At 54.8% G+C, this 19,878-nt stretch carries 17 protein-coding genes; 13 read left to right on the plus strand and 4 right to left on the minus strand.

The genetic code is table 11. From position 1 onward, the window contains the following. Positions 1-11: 11 nt before the first annotated feature. The 3 genes from QZ377_RS02195 to QZ377_RS02205 form a co-directional block, all read right to left on the minus strand. The gene (locus tag QZ377_RS02195; protein WP_291439120.1) at positions 12-803 is read right to left on the minus strand and encodes a hypothetical protein; all 792 of its coding nucleotides are present in this window, start codon (positions 801-803) and stop codon (positions 12-14) included. Between the two features lie 64 nt (positions 804-867). After that, positions 868-2,361 carry a DUF5677 domain-containing protein gene (locus QZ377_RS02200; protein ID WP_291439121.1) on the minus strand — a complete coding sequence of 498 codons (1,494 nt, stop codon included), beginning with the start codon at positions 2,359-2,361 and terminating at the stop codon, positions 868-870. Positions 2,362-2,873: 512 nt separating this feature from the next. Further along, positions 2,874-4,580, minus strand: a complete 1,707-nt coding sequence (locus QZ377_RS02205) for a methyl-accepting chemotaxis protein (RefSeq protein WP_291439123.1) — start codon at positions 4,578-4,580, stop codon at positions 2,874-2,876. An 833-nt stretch (positions 4,581-5,413) separates the two neighbouring features. Here QZ377_RS02205 and QZ377_RS02210 point away from each other — a divergent pair. The 3 genes from QZ377_RS02210 to QZ377_RS02220 all read left to right on the plus strand — a co-directional run bounded on the left by QZ377_RS02210 (position 5,414) and on the right by QZ377_RS02220 (position 9,314). Further along, positions 5,414-6,604: a sugar transporter gene (locus QZ377_RS02210; RefSeq protein ID WP_291439125.1), complete on the plus strand. Its 1,191-nt coding sequence runs from the start codon at positions 5,414-5,416 to the stop codon at positions 6,602-6,604. 148 nt (positions 6,605-6,752) lie between these two features. Then, on the plus strand, positions 6,753-7,106 hold the full coding sequence (locus QZ377_RS02215) for a DUF488 family protein (RefSeq protein ID WP_291439345.1): 354 nt from the start codon (positions 6,753-6,755) through the stop codon (positions 7,104-7,106). 393 nt (positions 7,107-7,499) lie between these two features. After that, on the plus strand, positions 7,500-9,314 hold the full coding sequence (locus QZ377_RS02220; RefSeq protein ID WP_291439126.1) for a KUP/HAK/KT family potassium transporter: 1,815 nt from the start codon (positions 7,500-7,502) through the stop codon (positions 9,312-9,314). Positions 9,315-9,483: 169 nt separating this feature from the next. Here the strand turns inward: QZ377_RS02220 and QZ377_RS02225 are convergent, their stop codons facing one another. After that, positions 9,484-9,801 (minus strand): hypothetical protein, encoded by a 318-nt coding sequence (locus tag QZ377_RS02225; protein ID WP_291439127.1) that lies wholly within the window; start codon positions 9,799-9,801, stop codon positions 9,484-9,486. A gap of 227 nt (positions 9,802-10,028) precedes the next feature. Between QZ377_RS02225 and QZ377_RS02230 the strand changes: the two genes are divergently transcribed. From QZ377_RS02230 to QZ377_RS02275, 10 genes are all read left to right on the plus strand, one after another. Further along, positions 10,029-10,343: a hypothetical protein gene (locus QZ377_RS02230; protein ID WP_291439129.1), complete on the plus strand. Its 315-nt coding sequence runs from the start codon at positions 10,029-10,031 to the stop codon at positions 10,341-10,343. Between the two features lie 8 nt (positions 10,344-10,351). Continuing rightward, positions 10,352-10,651, plus strand: coding sequence for a phage holin family protein (locus tag QZ377_RS02235; RefSeq protein WP_291439131.1), 300 nt, complete (start codon positions 10,352-10,354; stop codon positions 10,649-10,651). Continuing rightward, complete coding sequence (locus QZ377_RS02240; protein ID WP_291439132.1) at positions 10,600-10,986, plus strand: hypothetical protein; 387 nt, start codon at positions 10,600-10,602, stop codon at positions 10,984-10,986. The genes QZ377_RS02235 and QZ377_RS02240 overlap by 52 nt, the downstream gene beginning before the upstream one ends. 257 nt (positions 10,987-11,243) lie before the next feature. After that, positions 11,244-12,263 carry a mechanosensitive ion channel family protein gene (locus tag QZ377_RS02245; RefSeq protein WP_291439134.1) on the plus strand — a complete coding sequence of 340 codons (1,020 nt, stop codon included), beginning with the start codon at positions 11,244-11,246 and terminating at the stop codon, positions 12,261-12,263. Between the two features lie 129 nt (positions 12,264-12,392). Next, positions 12,393-14,222, plus strand: a complete 1,830-nt coding sequence (locus QZ377_RS02250; RefSeq protein ID WP_291439136.1) for a translation initiation factor 2 — start codon at positions 12,393-12,395, stop codon at positions 14,220-14,222. Positions 14,223-14,440: 218 nt separating this feature from the next. Further along, complete coding sequence (locus QZ377_RS02255) at positions 14,441-15,232, plus strand: type III pantothenate kinase (protein WP_291439138.1); 792 nt, start codon at positions 14,441-14,443, stop codon at positions 15,230-15,232. Positions 15,233-15,405: 173 nt separating this feature from the next. Then, positions 15,406-16,704 (plus strand): phosphopyruvate hydratase, encoded by a 1,299-nt coding sequence (gene eno, locus QZ377_RS02260; protein ID WP_291439140.1) that lies wholly within the window; start codon positions 15,406-15,408, stop codon positions 16,702-16,704. 341 nt (positions 16,705-17,045) lie between these two features. Beyond that, entirely contained in the window at positions 17,046-17,903 is an 858-nt protein-coding gene (gene folD / locus QZ377_RS02265) for a bifunctional methylenetetrahydrofolate dehydrogenase/methenyltetrahydrofolate cyclohydrolase FolD (RefSeq protein ID WP_291439142.1), read from the plus strand. A gap of 85 nt (positions 17,904-17,988) precedes the next feature. Continuing rightward, on the plus strand, positions 17,989-18,651 hold the full coding sequence (locus QZ377_RS02270) for a DUF805 domain-containing protein (protein WP_291439145.1): 663 nt from the start codon (positions 17,989-17,991) through the stop codon (positions 18,649-18,651). Positions 18,652-18,765: 114 nt separating this feature from the next. Beyond that, complete coding sequence (locus QZ377_RS02275) at positions 18,766-19,845, plus strand: iron-containing alcohol dehydrogenase family protein (protein ID WP_291439146.1); 1,080 nt, start codon at positions 18,766-18,768, stop codon at positions 19,843-19,845. Positions 19,846-19,878: the final 33 nt, after the last annotated feature.

The following is a 19,878-nucleotide window of genomic DNA, read 5'->3' on the forward strand; positions in this document are numbered from 1 at the left end:
TTGCTCGTTTATTAAGCTAAAAAATTAAATTTTTCGTTATCGTAGGTCTGCTCAGGTCGAATATTTTTCAACAAAAAATGTGCCTTATCAATAGCACTGTTTCTTTGTTCCTCTGATAGTCCATCTTGACACCCTTGCTGTAACACTATTTCTTGAGGGAAGCCCAGCTCAATCGCAATGCATGCCCACATGAATGCGTTTTCAGGAGCTTGCGACCTAAATTTCTTTCCCAAGGTTGAGCAAATCTTGTCTAGCTGTTTTGGTATTTTTTCTAGTGCACGGACTTGTCGTAGTTCTAAAGAATCAATCGCAGCAGTATTTTCAAAATCTTTTATGTCCAAAATACTTTTCGCCGGAGGCTCTTGGTTTCCATGCGAATCGCAAAATATAGCGGTCACTTCGGCGGGTTCGCCTTCTAAGCTGCTTAAAATTCCTCCGTATTGTCCCCAATGAATTACCCGTTTCCCCTTCGGCGGAAGATAGGGAATGCCTGTGATTAAAGGCCCCTTCGTAATCTCCAGTCCTTTCCTATTGTCATTCGGGGTGATTCCCCATGCGTTATATAATAGATTGCTGGATTTTTTAAATTTTATATTGTAAGCTGGAGCAGATCCGATATTTTCGATTACAATTTGAAGAGCGTTTGGAGTGTCAGGACGTGTTTGTGCATAAACAGAAATGTATGGCTTCCATTGTGCTTCAAGCGTTTTTTTTGTCACTTTAGCCATTAACCATGTTGCCCAAGCCATCACGCAAGTTGCAACGGTCATTAATAGATTTACAATATTTACCCACTCAGACATGCTCACTCCTCGACAATTTTAGCTAGTAGCGCTTGCAAATTCATATTCGCATGGCACCTGAGAGTTATTCCTCGTAGCACAACCGCAAATCAAATCCTGGGTATGTCTCTACTAAAGAATCTATTAACTTATTTACTAAATTAACAACATCTGGAATGGTGCCAGAATCAGTATTGGAGTTGATACCCGGAATTCTGTGAAATCGGTGCAATGGATTCAAGCAAACGGTGAAATTACTGTCGCGAACCGCACACCAATGACCATGAACATAAGAGGATGTCATGTTGTAGTATTGATCATAAATATCTTTACACTCTGAATCTTCAGCCATTTTACGCAAATTTGTTGTCGCCCAATTCCCAATGTTAATTTCTTGAAATTCTTCCCAGTAGTCCTCATTACACAATAGCTCCAATTTTTCGCGTGAAATAAAATCGGGCTGTTCCATCCCATCTCTTAACTTTAACAACATGAGCTTTGCTTGTCCGCATCCATAAGATCTATATGCCTTATAAAGTTCTAAATCATTTTTTATTGTTAAGTATTTGTGTGTTATCAGCAGTTCTGTAAGTGTCCTTATGGCAATTCGCCCCAATGATGCCAATTCAGCAGGCATAGCGGCAATTTCTTTAGCAAGAGATATGCCGTAAAAGACTATCCCGAATAAAGCATCACTTTGTGGATTTACATCTGTATTTGTGATCGTTGAAAAAAAATGCTCTTGTAACGTCATGTAAATTTTGTCTACCTCTTTTTCATCAATGTACCGTTGTTTTATTGTTTCAGGATCAAAAAATGTGCATTGAGTATTTTCAAAACAGAACTTCCAAAAATGTTTAGCCCACGCGTCGTCTATGTATTTGGCACTAGCCACTGAGAGTGTAAGTTCGAGGCTCCTTATTGATGGCCTGATTTTTGTCAAATCTGCTTGTTCAGGATATGAGCAAAGCTCATTGATCTTTCCTGTCATATTCTCAGAAAAAAATAATTTACCACAAATTGATACTAGAATTACTCGCAGCCATCTGCAGTGCGTGGCATTTTCAGATTGATGATCAAAACTGTTAAGCACCGCGTTGCTTAACGTTTGCTCCCAATTATCTATTTTTTCAGAGCAGCCAAGGTGATTACGCCACCTTTCTATCCCCGGTAGATCGTCAAAAACACACAATGATGAAAGTATCTCTTTTGCATTAGGGACACTAATAAGTTGACTTAAAAATGAAGCAAATACATCATCGCTTATACTCGCGAGATATGTAAGGGTTGCATCGGGGGGCGCAGCCTCTGCTGTTTTATTTTTCATAAAATCTTCACGGAGGATAATCATTGCTTTGCGCACAGAATTAAACACACCTTGTGGGCTTAAGTATTCAAAAAGTAATACAGCCCAAATCATTTCTGGAAGACGCTCGTTTGCCCAAGAGCTGAATTTAATAGGGGCGGGCATGTTAAGGAGGGGGGGTATTAGTTTTTTGCCTTGCTGCTTATGGTCGGTTAAGTTGCTGGTCAGAGACTTCCGGTTATTTTTTTTCTTTCTGCTCTTTTTCTTGCCCATCTCTCATAACTCCAAGCAGTATTAAATAATCAATAAATAATTTAGTGTATAGTAATACCTTTTATTTGTGGACGCAATGACTCCAAGATTTTTGGCTAGTGTTACAGCAAGGGTGTCAAGATGGACTATCAGAGGAACAAAGAAACAGTGCTATTGATAAGGCACATTTTTTGTTGAAAAATATTCGACCTGAGCAGACCTACGATAACGAAAAATTTAATTTTTTAGCTTAATAAACGAGCAAAAACCCCCGACCATCTTTGTGATGATCGGGGGTTTTAATTATCTATCTGGTGGAGCTGGACAGAATTGAACTGACGGCCTCTTGAATGCCATTCAAGCGCGCATGCGCCGTCAAATTGCGTTCAGGGCTGCACGGGCGCTACATCTGTTTGAACTACGTGCACACCAAGTTTCGGCGAAGGGTGTTGCCAGTAAAAATCCTCTCAGGCTTCTTCGTGCGGCTCCTTTCCCAGCGCGTGTTCTTTCCTCAACCATATTCTCCTGTTCCGTCAACTCTGCTTCATCTTGGTGATAAGCTGCGTCAGCCGTTCGGCCTGTTGGGCAAGGTTGGTAACCGCCTGGTTGGCTTCGGCCATTGCCTGCGCCGTCTGGCCGGACATGGCATTTACATGCACTATGGACTGGTTGATCTCTTCACTGGCGGCAGACTGTTCTTCGCTGGCCGTGGCGATGGCGCTGACCTGATCTGCGGTGGTCTCCACATTTTTTACGATCTGGCGCAGGGCATCGCCGGACTGCCCAGCGTACGTGGTGGCGGTATCCACTGCCTTAAGGGCGGAATCCATAGATTTGACGCTCTGTGCTGTACTGCTCTGGATGGCGGCAATGGCATTGCCCACATCATTGGTTGAAGCCACGGTTTTTTCCGCCAGTTTGCGGACCTCGTCTGCCACTACGGCGAAGCCCCGTCCGGCGTCTCCGGCCCGCGCGGCTTCAATGGCGGCATTGAGGGCCAGCAGGTTGGTCTGGTCGGCAATATCCGAGATGACGTTCATGATATGGGTAATGGCCTGCGCGTGCGTATCAAGGCGGCTCATATCGTCCTTAAGGGTCAGTGACACCGTGTGTACTTCATCAATGCTTGCAAGTGCGCTCTGCACTATTTGGGCGCCGTTTTCCGCATTGGCTCTTGTTTCCGCAGAGACGGCGGCGGCTGAGGAGGCGTTGCGGGCCACCTCCCGTACGGTGGCGTTCATTTCGTTCATGGCGGTGGCCGCTTCGGACAATCTCTGGGCAGACTCGCCCGCGCTGCGGTCGGCCTGTTCTATTTCGGCAGACAACTGGCTCGCCGCAGAAGAAACGGCAGACGCAACAAGTTCCAGTTGCTGTGCTATTTCAAGCAGTACGGCGGCTTTTTCCTGCGCGTCGCGGCTGGCTTCGTCTGCCTGGCGCATGGCCTCTGTGGCTTTTTCCGCCTGCTCGCGCGCGCTTTTTGATTCGGATTCGGCGTTGCTGATGAACTTCTTGCTGGCCGCGACCATTGTATTCAGCGCATTTCGCAATGTGCCGATCTCGTTTGCGGACGAGGCGTCAATGGTGCTGTCAAAATCGCCGTCCGCCACCTTCTGGGCAAAATCCGTTGTGAGCAGAAGGGGCGCGATGACGTTTTTTCTGGAATAAACAATGGACACCAGGCAAATGCCTGCGGCAACGGCCAGGCTGGCAAAGACGATAATTTCATACAGGTCGTTTCTCGCGGCAACGGCCTTGACCTCTTGCCGCGTGCGGCTTTCAAGGGCAGCCACAAAAGCATCCATCTTGTCCATAATCGGCTTGGCAAGGGACTCATATTCCTTGCCGTAGACAAGGTTTATGGCGCGCTCCCGGTTTGGTGTACCCTTGACGGTATACTGGCCGCCGGCATCCTTATAAAGCCCTTTGACCAGGCTCATGGCCTCCACTTCAAGCGGAACCAGATTGTTTGAAAGATTGTTGGCGGCGGTAATATAGGCCATTTCTTCGGCAGTTACCTTATACTTGGCGAGCAGTTCAAGCAGGTTGTGTTTTTCGTTGGGAAAAATATCCCTGTTGCTGAAACGGGGAATTTTTCCCGCCCGCTCATCAAGAACGGCATTATAGGCATCTTCATATTTTTTATCGCCGGTAACAGCATACATCTGCACGTTTCTTGTCAGATCTACGGAGCTTTGACGCAGTTCGTCACCCAGGGCGACGACAATTGCCTTGGTTTCCATCACCGTTTCTAAACGCTGGTTTGATCGTGCATAAAGAAATAGTGTGCCGCAAACAAAGGCAATAGCGGCGATAGTGGCCAAATTTATACAAGATGTAGCATTTTTTATGGTCATAACGCGCGCTCCGAATCTGGTTACGCCTGTTGGTTGGAAAAGCTGCCAGAAATAATATTTGGTTTCCTACATATGAAAACGGATATTAGCGTATTTTGATTAGAGTAAACAGAAAAAATGAAGCAAAATTTTTACGCCCGCCGATCTGCCGCACGTTGTTTTAACTATCTGTTAAAGCATATAAAAAATGTGTTTTTGCGGGATAAAAAGTTCCGTCGCGTTTTTGCTGTGGCGAATTGTTTTTTATGCTTGTGGTTCAGGGGGGTAGCCAATGCGCACCGTGCCGCCTGTTGTTGCGGCAAAGGGGAGCGACTGAGTACCCGCTTGCGCAGGGAGCAGGCGCACGGGCCGATATGGACGCATACACGCCGGTTTGATTTGTGGGATTTTTACGATAGATTAACGCCGCTGCCTGCCCGTCTGCTGACCGAGCCGCCGGAACGGCCAGTATCACCGCCTGCCATTATGATTTCTGTATTCCGCCGGTACGGTGGAACAAGGCTGATCCTGCCGCATTTCTTGCCATGCCAATCCTTTCTGCGTTTGCCTGTCGCTGAAAAGCGGCCGTTGCGGATGACCTTTCTGTAAAACTGGTCCGGTGCCTGTTCAGAAACAAAAAAATGGCTGGCCGCGTCCGTTGCATTTTGCAAGATGCGGGTGTATGCAGCCCCCGTTATTTTGCCCGCCATAAGGGCATGTGATTGTTATAAGGACTAACTATGACCACCATAAAAACTCCGGAGGGAAGGCGCCTCTGGGTTCCTGTTTTTACGCTTGCCCTGGCTGCCTTTATTTTTGTCACCACCGAGATACTGCCCATCGGCCTGCTGCCGGAAATTGCCGCGGACCTTGGCGAAACTGAAGCCTTCACCGGGCTTCTTGTGGCGGTATATGCCTGGGTTGTAGCCTTGCTGTCCCTGCCTCTGACCGCCCTCACTGCCCGGTTTGAGCGGCGCAAGCTGCTGCTCTGCCTGTTTGGCGTGTTCATTGCGGGCCATGTGCTTTCGGCTTTTGCGTTCAACTTTACCACCCTCATGATTGCGCGCATATGCGTGGCAAACGCCCACGCCGTATTCTGGTCAATCGCAAGCCCCATCGTGGTGCGCGTAACGCCGCCCGCGCTTAAGGCCAAGGGGCTTGCCATCATTATTGTGGGCGGCTCGCTGGCAACGGTGCTTGGGGTTCCGTTCAGCACGGTCATCGGCCAGCATTTTGGCTGGAGGGCCGCATTTTTGATCATCGGGGCCATGGCCTTCTGCATTGCGCTGATTTTGTGGCGGCTGCTGCCGACGCTTGAATCCAAGGACACGGGGTCGTTCAAAAGCGTTCCCGCCCTGTTTCGCAACAAGGAGCTTTCACTGCTCTATTTGCAGACCATGCTGGCTGTGACGGGGCATTTTGTGGCGTATACCTATCTTGCGCCCCTGCTCATTCAGGTGGGCGGCTTTACGGAAGGGGCTGTGCCTCTGTTTTTGCTGATTATGGGCCTGTCGGGCATTGCGGGCAGCATGTTTGCCACGCGCCTGGCGGGCAGTGGGGCAAAACTGGTCTTTACTGTGCCGCCTGTGGCAATTTTTCTTTGCCTGCTGGCGCTGAATGTTTCCATTGACCGCATTCTGCTTATCGTGCCGCTGTGCATTGTGTGGGGTGGCAGCATGGCGGTGCTGGGCCTGCTGTTTCAGAGCAGGATACTTGAAATCGCCGCTCATTCCGCAGATATCGCCACATCAATCTATTCGGGCATTTTCAACGTGGGCATCGGCGGCGGCGCGTTTATCGGCAGTATGGTGTTCAACAAGCTTGGGCTGGGCATGACGGGGTACGCGGGTGCGGCGTTCTTTTTCGCGACCATTCTGGTCAGCCTGTACGCTGCGCGGATCGGGCGCAGCGAAGGCCCTGCCGCTGGCTGAGGGCTTGCGCGCCGCGCAGGCAGCCTGCCGCTCAAGCGTGCCGGGCATGGCAAAGCCTGCGGGTTTGCGAGCCATGTACGGCATGACGCGCTGTGCTGCCGCAGTTGCCCCTGCCCACATTGCACCAACCGAAAAAGGAAGGCCTGTGATGAATATTATCCTGCACCGCGTGTATGAGCATAACCCGCCCGACGCCGACGTGCGCATTCTGGTTGACCGCATCTGGCCGCGAGGCATCGCAAAGGCCGCTGCCACCTGGAATGTGTGGTTGAAGGATATTGCCCCGTCCAGCGGGTTGCGCAAATGGTTTGCCCACGACAGGGAAAAGTGGAGCGAATTTCAGCGGCGCTATGCTGCGGAACTTGACGCTTCCGGAGCACCGCTTGCCAAGCTCCGGGAGATTCTTGCGGCTCACGACACGGTTGTGTTTCTGTATGCCGCGAAAGATCAGGACTGCAATAATGCCGTGGCCCTGAAAAACTATCTGGAATCCCTGCGGTAGCGGCACGTTGCACCGATTTATGGCTGATCACGTTGCGGTTTTCGGCCTGGTTTCGCATGGCGGCCCGCTTTTTGCCTTATGCGGATGTTTGGCTGTTCCACTCTCCCGACCTGCCCTGTTTCCCCGGCAGGGGGCATCAGGCATGTCGTTATCCTGCCGGTTCGGCATGCGCCCGGGCTGCCTTGCCGGGCATTGGCGGCGCGTCTTCTGTTATACTTTCCGCTTTCCTCGAAACATGCTTTCGGATATTTGCTTGCTGTAATGCCGTTTTTGCTGTTTTTGCAAACATGACTCCAGCACGGAGCTGCACATTTGGGTCTGTGTTTTTGCTCCCTGCCGTCCCGCAAGCATGCGTGGGCGGCCCTGTTTGAACCGATTTTTCGGTGGAGGCGTATGGATACGCAAAAAATATCTCCTGCCAGTGTGGTAAAGTCTCTGGGCCTTGTATTTGGTGATATCGGCACAAGCCCCATATACACTCTGGCAGTCATTTTTATGATGACGGAAAGAACCGAGGCCAACTTTATCGGCATTCTTTCGCTGATCGTCTGGACGCTGATTTTACTTGTCACTGTGGAATATGCCTGGCTGGCCATGAGCCTGAGCAAAGCCGGAGAAGGCGGCACCATTGTGCTGCTTTCCATCCTGCGGCCCATGTTGCAGTCCGGAAAAAAAATAGGTGTGGCCTCGGTGCTGGCCTTTATCGGGGTTTCACTGCTTGTGGGTGACGGCGTCATTACCCCGGCCATCACCATACTTTCGGCTGTAGAGGGGCTGGTGCTGCTGCCCGGCCTTGAGGACGTCTCGCAAGGCACGCTTGTTGTGCTGGCCCTGCTTGTGGCCGTCTTTCTTTTTTCCATTCAGAAAAACGGCAGCAGCAGGCTTTCCGCCTTTTTTGGCCCGGTCATGGCCGTATGGTTCGGTGTGCTGGCCTGTTCCGGCCTGGCTGCCATCGGCCAGTTTCCGGCGGTGCTGAAGGCCGTTAATCCCTGGTATGGCATTGATTTCATGATGCGTAACGGTCTGGCAGGTTTTTTTGTGCTGTCAGAGGTCATCCTGTGCGCCACGGGCGGCGAGGCCCTGTATGCCGATATGGGGCATATGGGCCGCAAGCCCATCCTGGCGGCATGGGGCATTGTCCTCACCGCGCTTTTGCTGTGTTATATGGGGCAGACGGCCTTTCTCATCCATAACCCGGGCGCGAACAACGTGCTGTTCGAGATGGTCCGCAGTCAGGCCCGGTGGCTGTACGCTCCCTTTCTGGTGCTGAGCCTGCTGGCGACCATCATTGCGTCCCAGTCACTCATAAGCGGCATATTTTCCATTATGTACCAGAGCATGGCCACGCATATCATGCCCCTTTTCAAGGTGGACTACACCTCAAAAGAAATGCACTCGCAGATCTACATAGGCTCTGTAAACTGGGCGCTCTTTCTTGCCGTGGTGCTGGTCATAGTGGGCTTCAGGGAATCGCACAGGCTCGCCGCCGCCTACGGCCTGGCCGTTACCGGAACCATGACCATTACGGGCATTCTTATGACCTGGATATTCCACCTGAAAAACCGCCCCTGGCTGTGCGCCACTGCTGCGGCCATCAGCGTGCTGGACGTGGTGTATCTGGTGGCGAACTTTTACAAGCTGCCGCACGGGGGCTACTGGTCGCTGGTCATTGCCATGATACCCTTGGGGATCATCCTTATTTACACGCAGGGGCAGAAGGCAGTGTATCAGCGCATGCAGCCCATGCCCCGCGATGTCTTCATGGAAAAATTTACAAAACAGAGAAGGCAGGGGCATACCATCAAGGGAACGGCCATCTTTTTCCTGCGCAGTCTGGACAGCATATCGCCGTATATCTGCAAGACCATGTTTGATAACGGCATCATTTACGAACGCAATGTGATGCTGAGCATTGTGCGCACATACGAGCCGCAGGGCCTGGAATGCCACTTTGAAGATACGCAGATTGCCGGGATTCAGGTGTTTACCGTCACAGCAGGGTATATGGAGCATATAGATATTGACGGTCTGCTGGAAAAAACGGGTATAAAGCCGCGAGCCATATTTTATGGCGTTGAGGATATATTCACCCGTTCCATTGTCTGGAAGGTCTATGCGGTCATCAAAAAGCTGGCTCCGCCATTTGTGCAGTTTTATAAGCTGCCGCTGCATTCCGTGCACGGTGTGATAAGCCGTATTTCGCTTTAGGGAGGCACTCAAAAGCATCCTTTGCCGCTCCGGCGACACCAGGTATCCGTGCAGCCTGGGGCTGCCTGAAAAAGGCCGGGAAAATCCCGGCCTTTTTTCTGCTGCACTTGACGGCAATCGAAGGCGGAAGCGTTGTTCCGCTGTGTCTGCGATGCGGAGCGCCGCTCTGCTAGGACGGGCTGTGCTGTTCCCGGCTTTGGGGGGAGGGCGCTTCCACAGGGGTGTTTTCCGGGGCGGGGCGTTCCGCGGGCTGCTCTGAGGGTTGCGCCGCAGTTTGTTCTGTGGGCATGCCGGAGGCGTCCGCCGGAAGAGTGCCGGTGATTTCTGCCGGGGCTGTGGGCGCGGGGGTGGTTTCGTTCTGCGCTGCCGGGGTGTGATTTTGTTCGTCCTGGGCGCGCTGCCCAAGCATCATCTGTGTCAGCAGGGTGATGATGAAAACAATTGTGGACATGATAATGATAACGGCCATTTTTTTCTTGTCTTGCATGAAAACCTCGCCTCGATTTTTTGCATACTTCTGCTGATTGTTGTCCGAAAAAGCGGCTGTGTAAAGCGCACTGCCGGAAACATGCACGCAGGCCATGCAACCGGTACGCCTGACAGCACGCCTGCTGTTGCGTGCCCGGGACTATTGGGATACGTTGCGGATATGGTCAGGTATGTGAAAATGCGCCCGGCCATTGTACAGGCCGGGTGCCTGAAAAGGAGAAACATATGAGCGTGAAGAACGAAGAAAATATGGATACCTTGAAAGAAGAAGTGCAGGCCCTGCGCAAGCAGATTGAAAGCCTTGCCAAGGTCGCGGAAAAAAAGGCCTCGCACCATGCGGCCTTTCTGAGTGCCAACCTGGAAGACGAAGTTGAAAAATACCAGAAGCTCGCGGCGGAAAAACTGCAAAAAGCTCTGGCCGCTGGTGGAGACGGCGTTGAAAACGTCAGCGAGCGCATACGTCAGAATCCTCTGGGCAGCCTGCTGCTGGCCTTTGGGGCGGGATATGTGCTTTCCGTCCTCTTTCGGCACGGGAAGTAGTACCTGGCGTGAACGGCCTTACTGAAATATTAATCCGCTTCTTTGACCTCTTGGAGGCCGAGGGCCGGCAGTTGCAGCGCAACGCGCTGCGTACGGTGCGCATGGCTGTGCTGCTGGTTCTTGGCCTGATTTTTGGGGCCGCGGCTGTGGCCTTTCTGGTCGCGGCCCTGTATCAGGCATTGATTGTCATCCTGCATCCGGCCTGGGTCATGTGCATTCTGGCCCTGGTATGTGCGGGCATTGCCGGGGGGGCGTTATGTCTGTCTCGTCCACGCAAGAAAACACCACACAAGAAAGTATCACAGTAGATGAGGCCAAGCGCCGCCTGCGTGAAGCTGCCTCCGGATTTGATCCGTACTCCCTGGTGCGCAGGCGTCCCCTGACCTGTACCGGAAGCGCCTTTTTGCTCGGCCTGGGCTGGCATTGGGCGCAGCCCGGACGCATGACATCGGGCGTGATGGCCTTTGCGTTGCAGAGTATGAGCAAAGTGGTGGCCGGAAGCCTGGCTGCGCGCCTCAAAGGCGCTTTTTCAGAAGCATCCGCTACCGGTGAAGCCGGCGGCGGTACGCCCGGAACTGCCGGGCCGGACTCCGCCGCCCCTGTGTCGCCGTCCAGTGAGGATGCCGCCGCGCCGCAAGTATAGGCTGCTGCGCTTCTGAAATGCCCGATATGGCGGTTGAGGCTCCGCGACCGCCTGGCCCGGATGGGGGCTGCCTTTATGCGCGCTGTGGGTGCTGAAACGAAGACCGTAAAAAATTAAAAGGCTCTGTTCGCAATGTTCAGTGCGTTCAAAGCGGCTTTTGGCGTGAGCGTGTGAGGCGTTGAAAAATGCCGCCTTTTTTAGTTTGTCGGGCGTGATGAAAAAACGTTATGCGCCCATGTTTGTTGTGGAAAGGCCATATGGACGAAAAAAAGATTTTTGAATTTCTGACTGACGGCTACGCCATTGCCGCTGTAGTAACGGCCATACTGTTCTATTTCACCATCCGGGGGCAGAAGCGCAGCGCCAATATTGTCATGCATCTGGCGCGCGTTTGCGCTGCCTGCGCCCTTGTGATGGCCATAAGTCTTTGTGCGCGGGAACTGGTGGACAAGTTCGGGGCAACATTTATCAACCCGCGCTACATCAATATTTTCCAGCATGTGTCCATTGTTCTTATTCTCATCCGTGAATCCTTTCTGGGAATTGACCGCTTTTGCGATCATCTTGCCAGAACCAGCGGCGACGCCACTTCGGCGCGCATTGTGTCACGCCTGCTCAAGGCGTCCATCTGCCTGTGCGCCATACTGTTTTTCGGTGAATATCTGGGCATAAGCTTTGCCGGACTGCTGACGTTCGGCGGTATAGGCGGCATTGCCATCGGCCTGGCGGGCAAGAATATTCTGGGGAACTTTTTTTCAGGGCTGATGCTGTATTTCGACCGCCCCTTCAATATCGGCGACTGGATAAAATCGCCTGACCGCAATATTGAGGGCACGGTGATGGAGATCGGCTGGCGCATGTCCAAGATCATGACATTCGAGCATTACCCCGTATATGTGCCCAATGATGTTTTTTCATCCATTTGTATAGAGAATGTGGGCCGCATAGCCAACTATCGTATCAAGCTGCAGATAGGCCTGCGCTATGAGGATGCGGACAAGATCCAGGCTGTTACCGATGCGCTGAAAAAAATGCTCCACGATGAACCGCGCATTGATAAAAACCAGGAAGTTCTTGTCGTTTTTAACGAATTTGCCTCTTCATCCCTGAATATCCTGATCTACTGCTACGCAAAAACGACCAACTGGGCGCAGTTTATGCAAACACAGCACGATGTGTATCTCGGCATCGTCTCGGTGGTGCACGGCCTTGGTGCGGACTTTGCCTTTCCCACGCAAACGCTTTATCTCGAAAAAGACGACGCCCCGGGCGCATAACCGACGCCGGGGGGGCGGCAGTATTGCAACGGCTGCACGTCCTGCCAAATCCGGGCCGGGTCTTTACTTTTGCAGGATGAGGCAATATTATTTGCTTCATCGTATCAATTTATAATTATTGGTAATTATATGAAGACGGGATTATACCCTGCCGCCAGAAACAAGCGCGGCAGGAACTGGGCGGCTGATGCGCTTTTTGTGGTGCTGGCCGCCCTTTATGCCATGGCCGTTGCCCAGGGGATCGTCTCGCTTTCCGGTCATGGCGCCGAGCTCGACAGCGATCTGTCGTGCTACGCTTTTGCTATGGCAGGGGAGCACCTGCCGGATAATTTTCACGGAGACCCTTTGCTGCATGAGGTGACTCCGGCCAACTCGCTCTGGAATCTTCAGCAGTTTGCCGCAGAATTGCTGACGCCGGGCGACCAGTATGCCGTGGGGCTGCTGTGGGCAGGGGCGCTTATCATTTTTGTTTATCTGGTGAGCATGTATCTGCTGGGGCGGTGGTTGTACGGCAGCCCCGGCCCGGCGCTCATGCTGGCTCTGCTCATGAGCGTTACAGTATGGGTGGGCTGGGGAACTTTCTGGGGCGTGACCCATTCCGACCCGGTGCCGCGCACATTTTTTGCGGCCCTGTGGCCTTTTATGCTTATGGGGGCGGTGGCCGCCATGCGCCATGCCTTCTGGCGTCCCGTTGCCATGCTGGCAGCGGGGCTGGGCATGTGGGTGCACGGCCTGGGAGCGCTTAATACCGGCGCCATGTTTTTTATGGCCTTCTTTTTTTGCAGGCCGGCGGGCTGGAGCTGGGCAAAGCATCTGGGTAACCTGACCCTGTGCCTGATATTTTTCTTTGTGCCGGTGCTGACGTTTTTGTGGCCTTCTCTCGGGCAGAAACAGGCATTCAGCCCGGCAGACATCGAAATGTTCCATGAGCTGTTTTCGCAGCGCTGGGCCAAGGATTACGGCCGGTTCGCCGAACGGCTGGCCTTGTTTTTAAGCTGGAGCAAACCCAACTTCTGGATTCTGCTGGCCGGCTTCGGCAGCTGGCTTGTGGTCCGGCGCAACGGCAGCCCCCGGCTTCGGCAACTGGCGGCCATGTGTCCGGCCTTTGTGCTGGCCCTTGCCCTGGTATCCACATTCTCATGGCTTGAGTCTCTTCTGGCGCCGCCTATGGGGCGTTTGCCCATGGCGCATGAGTTTGTGCGCGGGCTGCGCTACCTTATTCCCCTGGCATGGATCATGTTGGCCGGGGTGTTGGCCTTGTTCTGGCCGCGCATGGCAGCCTGGCTGCGCGTGGGCCTTTGTGCTCTGGCGGTGCTGCTTATGCTGCTTTGCAACGGCGACCGGCAAAATGTGGCCGCACTCTACAGCATAGCCGGGCATACGGGGCTTCCCATGCCCTATATGAGCCGGGCGGAAGGATTTTCTGTCCGTGCCGGCAGCCACCGTGAAGCCCTGCTGGCCCTCAAGGAAAAAACGGTTCCCGGCGATACCGTTTTCAGCAATTCCGGTGACCTGGGCGTAAGGTATATGGCGCAACGCGGACTTTTTCTTACGTTCAAAGACGGCTATCACCCGTACTACAATAAAAATTCCGAGCAGGCCCGGGAGTGGCTTGCCAATGAGAAGCTGCGCCTGCAAAGCCCCACCGGCTATGTGGATGTGTGGTTGCAGTCCGGCCTGCCGTGGCTGTTCTGTGACCGGCCGCAAGACCGTGCCATGCTGGAAAAATACGGAAACGTGGTGTGGGAAAATTCCGGCTGGCTTATTGTCCGCCGTCATGAGGGCGGCATGCCTGCCGGGGGGGATTCCGCCTCTGCTGTTTCGGGCGAAAAAAACGCCCCGACGGAAGGACTCCTGCAAGAGGGCCATGCTCCGGACCAGACCCCGGACCAGACCCCGGGCCAGACCCCGGGCCAGGCTCCGGACCAGACGCCCGGCGTTGCAGTGCCTGCGCCGTAGAATCCGCATAAGGCCGACGGCACGGCTGTTTTCAGCATACGGCACAAATGCCGGGGGTTGGGGCATGCGCGGATACCAGCCATGCCGGGTGTTTCGCCCGGAGGTCATGCCGGATGCCCTGCCGTGCCGGGGCATGCCATGTCCGGGCGCTTGCCTGGAGCGGCCCGATTGAGCATAATCAGCGGGTTGAAACCTTCAGCTCCATGTGGAGGACTCCCATGCAGCCCGAACTTCTGCTTTTTGATATCGGCAATACTTCCATCAAAATCGGACTGGCGCACGAGCGGCAGGTGGTCACTTCCTACACGCTGCGCACCGATGCGGGGCAGACGGCGGATGATCTGGGGCTGAAGCTCGCAACCCTGCTTGGGCATGCGGGCGTTACGCCGCAGAGCCTGCGGGCCTGTGTGGCTTCTTCGGTGGTTCCGGGCTTTGATCCGCTGCTGCGTGAGGCCGTGGCCCGCTATGTGGACTGCCCCCTGTATCGCGTTGGCGCTGATTTGTCCGTGCCGCTTGAAAACCGCTATGAGCGCCCGGCCGAGGTCGGGGCCGACAGGCTGGTGGGGGCCTACGCGGCCCGCCGTTTGTATCCGGAATTTCCGGGCCTGCTGGTGGTTGATTTCGGCACGGCGGTGACCATTGACTGTGTTAACGGTGACGCCTACATGGGCGGCCTGATTTTTCCCGGCCCGCGTACCGCATTAAGCGCCCTTTCACGCGAGGCGGCAAAGCTGCCCAGGGTTAACCTGGACGTGCGGGCCGATGAGCCGACCCCGGGGCGCAGTACGGCCACCAGCATACAGCACGGGCTGGTTTTCGGTTTTGCCTGTATGGTTGAAGGGCTTGCGCAGCGCCTCAAGCGTCAGTTGCCCGGGCCTGTCAGGGTGTTGGGAACCGGAGGTTTTGCGGCGTCCATCGCCAGGGTAAGCCCGGTTTTTGACCATGTGCTGCCCGCCTTGCTGCTTGAGGGTTTACGCCGCCTGTACTATGAAGAACGCACGGAGTTCTGATATGCTGCTGGTGAGCACGGCCCGTTGCTTCCGGTTTTGTCCGTAGGCCTGAAGGCCGCAACGGGCGTTGGAAAAATTTTGAAATGCCTATTCTCAACGGTACAATGCGCTGATTCGCAGATGCGTCATATCGATTGATTGAAAACAAGCCCAAGAGGGCAAAGGAGCCACACATGAGCAGCATTGCCTCGGTATTTGGCCGTGAAATTCTGGATTCGCGCGGTAATCCCACCGTCGAGGTGGAAGTGACCCTGGAATCCGGGCTCAGAGCACGGGCCGCTGTGCCTTCCGGGGCGTCCACCGGCAGCCGCGAAGCTCTGGAAATGCGTGACGGCGACAAAGCACGGTACTGCGGCAAGGGCGTCACCAAAGCCGTGGACCATGTGAACAGCGAGATCGCCGATGCCCTGCTCGGCATGGATTCACTGCGTCAGGTGCAGATAGACAATACCCTTATCGACCTGGACGGCACGGATAACAAATCCCGGCTTGGGGCCAACGCCATGCTTGGTGTGTCTATGGCCTGCGCCAGGGTGGCGGCGTCCTTTCTGGGCCTGCCCCTGTACAAGTACCTCGGCGGCATCAACGCCAAGGTGCTGCCCGCGCCCATGATGAACATCATCAACGGCGGGGCGCATGCTCCCAACAATCTGGATATCCAGGAATTCATGATCATGCCCGTGGGGGCCATGACCTTTCGTGATTCGCTGCGTATGGGTACAGAAATCTTCCATATGCTGCAGGCCATTCTTAAAAAAGACGGTCACGTCACCAGCGTGGGCGACGAGGGCGGCTTTGCCCCCAACCTCAAGAATCACGATGAGGCCTTCACTTACATCATCAAGGCTATCGAAGAGGCCGGCTATAATCCCGGCACCGAGGTGGCGCTGGCTATTGATGCCGCGTCCAGCGAATTCTACAAGGACGGCAAATACGTTCTTGCCGGAGAAGGCAAAACCTTCAACAGTGCCGAACTGAGCGAGTGGATGGCTGAATTCACCCGCAAGTACCCCCTTATCTCCATTGAAGACGGCATGGCCGAAAGCGATTGGGACGGCTGGGGCATGCTGACCGCCAGCCTGGGCGATCATGTGCAGCTTGTGGGCGACGACGTTTTTGTGACCAATCCCTCCATTCTGGCCGAGGGCATTGCCGAGGGCGTGGCAAACTCCATCCTCATCAAGCTCAACCAGATCGGCACAGTCACAGAAACGCTGGATACCATTGAAATGGCTAAAGAAGCTGCCTATACTACCGTTATTTCGCATCGTTCCGGCGAAACGGAAGACAGCTTCATTGCGGATCTGGCCGTGGGCGTCAATTCCGGGCAGATCAAAACCGGCTCTCTGTGCCGTTCCGAGCGCATGTCCAAGTACAACCAGTTGCTGCGCATTGAAGAAGAACTGGGCGACGATGCCGAATTCTTCGGTCCCATGCTGGCGGAATACTATTCGCTGGGTACAGAAGAATAAGGCAGGTTCTACCCGAAATGCCTGTTCGCGCTGCGTCCGTTCACGCCTCGCCGCAGGGCGGTGTGATGCCGCCAAAGGCCGCATTTACCTGGGCCGGGCTACCCGGCAGCGCTTTCAGACAGGTTTCGGAACTGACCGGATAATACAGTCAAAACCCGCGTCCGCCATCGGCAGACGCGGGTTTTGCCGTAATGGTGGCACGTCGCGGGATGCTGTTCCGGTAGTGAAAAATGAGGCATGCGCCCTTGAGCTTGAAGCCGGGGCAGTCTATACTGCTAACATCGCATGACTATACGTTGTTGCCCCCCCTGCGGACCAAGAAAAAATACATGGAGCAAGCCATGATAATAATTGACGGCAAAAAGACCGCGCAGGACATCCGCGCGGAACTGGCTACAGAGGTGACGGCAGCCACGGCCGAAGGGCGCCGCGCCCCCGGTCTGGCGGTAATTCTGGTTGGCGAGGATCCGGCCTCGCAGGTCTATGTGCGCAACAAGGAAAAAGCCTGCGCCGAGGTGGGAATTACCTCCTTTGCCTATCACCTGCCGGCTGAAACCGGGCAGCAGGAATTGCTGGACCTGATTGCGGAATGCAACGTGCGTCCTGATGTGGACGGCATTTTGCTGCAGTTGCCTCTGCCCCGCGGGCTGGACGCTCAGGCCTGCCTGCTGGCTATTGATCCGGCCAAGGACGTGGATGGTTTTCATCCCGAAAACGTGGGGCGTCTTTCACTGGGGCTGCCGGGCTTTGTTTCCTGCACGCCTGCCGGTGTTATGGAGCTGCTGCGCCGCTACAATCTGCCTACCAGAGGCAAAAAGGCCGTGGTAGTAGGGCGATCGGACATCGTGGGCAAACCCCTTGCCCTGCTGTTGACCCGCTCCGGCGAGTTTGGCGATGCCACTGTTACCATCTGCCATTCGCGCACCCCCGACCTGGCGGAAGAATGCCGTAAGGCCGACTTTTTATTCCTTGCCGTGGGCAGGCCCCGTCTTATTACCGGCGACATGGTTCGCCAGGGTGCAGTGGTCATTGACGTGGGCATCAACCGCAGCGACGACGGCCTGTGCGGCGATGCGGACTATGAAAGCGTCAGTAAAAAGGCTGCGGCCATCACACCCGTACCCGGCGGCGTGGGACCAATGACCATTGCCATGCTGCTTGTGAACACGGTGCAGTCGTGGCGGCAACGCACGGCCTGATACATCTTCTGACATTTTTGCCCTGCTCCCTCCGGCGGGAGGGGGCAGGAACCTCGACCCGCCATAAGGCCTGCAAGGAGCACGCATGGATTTCAAGACCGCAGTGAGAATCTGCCTGTTGCAAAAATATTGCGACTTCAGGGGTCGCGCCCGGCGGGCGGAATTCTGGTGGTTTGTGCTCTTTGGGGGTATCGTCAACATTGGGCTTGGTATGATGACCAATGCCGCCCCCCAGGAGGGGGTCCTGGCTGCCCGCGTGGTCACGGCGGTGCTCCTGCTGCCGCACTTTGCCGTCACCGCCCGGCGCTTGCACGACGCCAACCTTTCCGGCTGGATGCAGGTGGTTCCCGTGAGTCTGGCCCTGCTCGGCGGCGCTGCGGTACACCTTGACTTCGGCACATCCGCGTATATGTGCATCATGCTGGCCGGGCTGAGCGGCCTGTGGCTTATTATTTTGTATGCCCGGCCGGGAACTGCCGGCGCCAACCGTTTTGGGCCGGATCCGCTGGAAAGCGGAACGCCGGTTCAGGAGAAGGGCCGGGAACAGGGGCAGAAGATGCCCCCCAGCAAGTCCTCCGGCACTTCCGGCGCTGCTTCTGACGGCGCGCCTGTTACCGGCGGCGGGGCCGACAGCCCCGATGCGGCCTGGGCCAGGCTGGCCTCAAACCCTGCCCGTGAGCAGGGGGGCGAAAAGAAACCGGCCGCCATGCGGCCGGGGCAGCGGGCCGTACCTGACAAGAGAGACTAACCTGTGTTGTAACACCCGCCGATCCGCGCCGTGAACCGCTTTGCGGCATCGCTTGCCAGACCTGCGGCTATAGCGTATGGCCCGGAAATCCTATGCCATACTGTGAGGGCAACTATGTACCGTAATGCAAAAAACGTCGGTTATTATATGATCGGCCAGGGCAGCCTGAGCCAGCTCGGCGATCTTATGGCTCCGCGCCGCAAGGCTGTGTCCGGCCCTGCGGTCTTCTTTCTGGATCATTTTTTCCAGGGCAAGGACCTGGCAGAAAAACTGCCTGTGGAAAGCGGCGACATGGTGCTTTATGTCGACACCACCGGAGAGCCTACCACTGACAGCGTGGACGGCTATACCGCCCAGGTGAAAACCTTTCTGGACGGCGCGGAACCCTGCGCCCTTGTGGCCCTTGGCGGCGGCTGTGTGCTTGATACCTGCAAGTGCGTGGGCAACCTGCTCACCAACCCCGGCAAGGCCGAGGACTATCAGGGTTGGGAGCTTGTAAAAAATCCCGCACCCTACAAGATCGCCATCCCCACCCTGTCAGGAACCGGGTCTGAAACCTCGCGTACCGGCATTATCTGCAACGAGGAAAAAAACATCAAACTGGGCATGAACAGCGACTTTACCATGTTCGACCAGGTGTTGATGGACCCCGACCTCACGGCCAGCGTACCCCGCAACCAGTATTTCTACACCGGCATTGACACCTACATGCACTGCTTTGAGAGCATCACCGGCTCTTACCGTAACGTGGTTGTCGATTCTCTGGCTGAAAAGGCCATTGATCTCTGCAAGCAGATTTTTCTTTCGCAGGACATGATGAGCGAAGAAAACCGCGAAAAGATGATGATCGCTTCCTACCTCGGCGGCATGGCCGCAGGATTTGTGGGCGTAGTGCATCCCATTTCCGCCGGGCTGAGCATGGTGCTGCATATGCGCCACGGCATCGCCAACTGCTATTCACTGTCTGTGCAGGAAGATATCTATCCCGAACAGTACAAGGAATTCATGCTCATGATGGAGCGCCAGGGCATTGATCTGCCCAAGGGCATTTGCCAGGGGCTTACCGATGCGCAGTACGATGCGCTCTACGGGGCCAGCATTGTGCATGAAAAGCCGCTTTCCAACCGTCTTGGCCCGGATTTCAAAAAAATCCTCACCAAGGAAAACGTCATCGGGCGTTTCAAGAACATGTAGGCGCGGACAGCGCCGGACCATCTAAGGATATAC

This window comes from Desulfovibrio sp. (assembly GCF_019424165.1).
In the GTDB taxonomy this organism is placed as follows: Bacteria; Desulfobacterota; Desulfovibrionia; order Desulfovibrionales; family Desulfovibrionaceae; genus Desulfovibrio.

Excerpts from the sequence above, each read along its gene's own strand:
- QZ377_RS02215 (WP_291439345.1), top strand. The coding sequence starts at position 6,753 with ATGAATATTATCCTGCACCGCGTGTATGAGCATAACCCGCCCGACGCC.
- QZ377_RS02220 (WP_291439126.1), top strand. The coding sequence starts at position 7,500 with ATGGATACGCAAAAAATATCTCCTGCCAGTGTGGTAAAGTCTCTGGGC.
- QZ377_RS02225 (WP_291439127.1), bottom strand. The coding sequence starts at position 9,801 with ATGCAAGACAAGAAAAAAATGGCCGTTATCATTATCATGTCCACAATT.
- QZ377_RS02230 (WP_291439129.1), top strand. The coding sequence starts at position 10,029 with ATGAGCGTGAAGAACGAAGAAAATATGGATACCTTGAAAGAAGAAGTG.
- QZ377_RS02240 (WP_291439132.1), top strand. The coding sequence starts at position 10,600 with ATGTCTGTCTCGTCCACGCAAGAAAACACCACACAAGAAAGTATCACA.
- QZ377_RS02245 (WP_291439134.1), top strand. The coding sequence starts at position 11,244 with ATGGACGAAAAAAAGATTTTTGAATTTCTGACTGACGGCTACGCCATT.
- folD (WP_291439142.1), top strand. The coding sequence starts at position 17,046 with ATGATAATAATTGACGGCAAAAAGACCGCGCAGGACATCCGCGCGGAA.
- eno (WP_291439140.1), top strand. The coding sequence starts at position 15,406 with ATGAGCAGCATTGCCTCGGTATTTGGCCGTGAAATTCTGGATTCGCGC.
- QZ377_RS02200 (WP_291439121.1), bottom strand. The coding sequence starts at position 2,361 with ATGGGCAAGAAAAAGAGCAGAAAGAAAAAAAATAACCGGAAGTCTCTG.
- QZ377_RS02255 (WP_291439138.1), top strand. The coding sequence starts at position 14,441 with ATGCAGCCCGAACTTCTGCTTTTTGATATCGGCAATACTTCCATCAAA.
- QZ377_RS02205 (WP_291439123.1), bottom strand. The coding sequence starts at position 4,580 with ATGGAAACCAAGGCAATTGTCGTCGCCCTGGGTGACGAACTGCGTCAA.
- QZ377_RS02210 (WP_291439125.1), top strand. The coding sequence starts at position 5,414 with ATGACCACCATAAAAACTCCGGAGGGAAGGCGCCTCTGGGTTCCTGTT.
- QZ377_RS02195 (WP_291439120.1), bottom strand. The coding sequence starts at position 803 with ATGTCTGAGTGGGTAAATATTGTAAATCTATTAATGACCGTTGCAACT.
- QZ377_RS02270 (WP_291439145.1), top strand. The coding sequence starts at position 17,989 with ATGGATTTCAAGACCGCAGTGAGAATCTGCCTGTTGCAAAAATATTGC.
- QZ377_RS02250 (WP_291439136.1), top strand. The coding sequence starts at position 12,393 with ATGAAGACGGGATTATACCCTGCCGCCAGAAACAAGCGCGGCAGGAAC.
- QZ377_RS02275 (WP_291439146.1), top strand. The coding sequence starts at position 18,766 with ATGTACCGTAATGCAAAAAACGTCGGTTATTATATGATCGGCCAGGGC.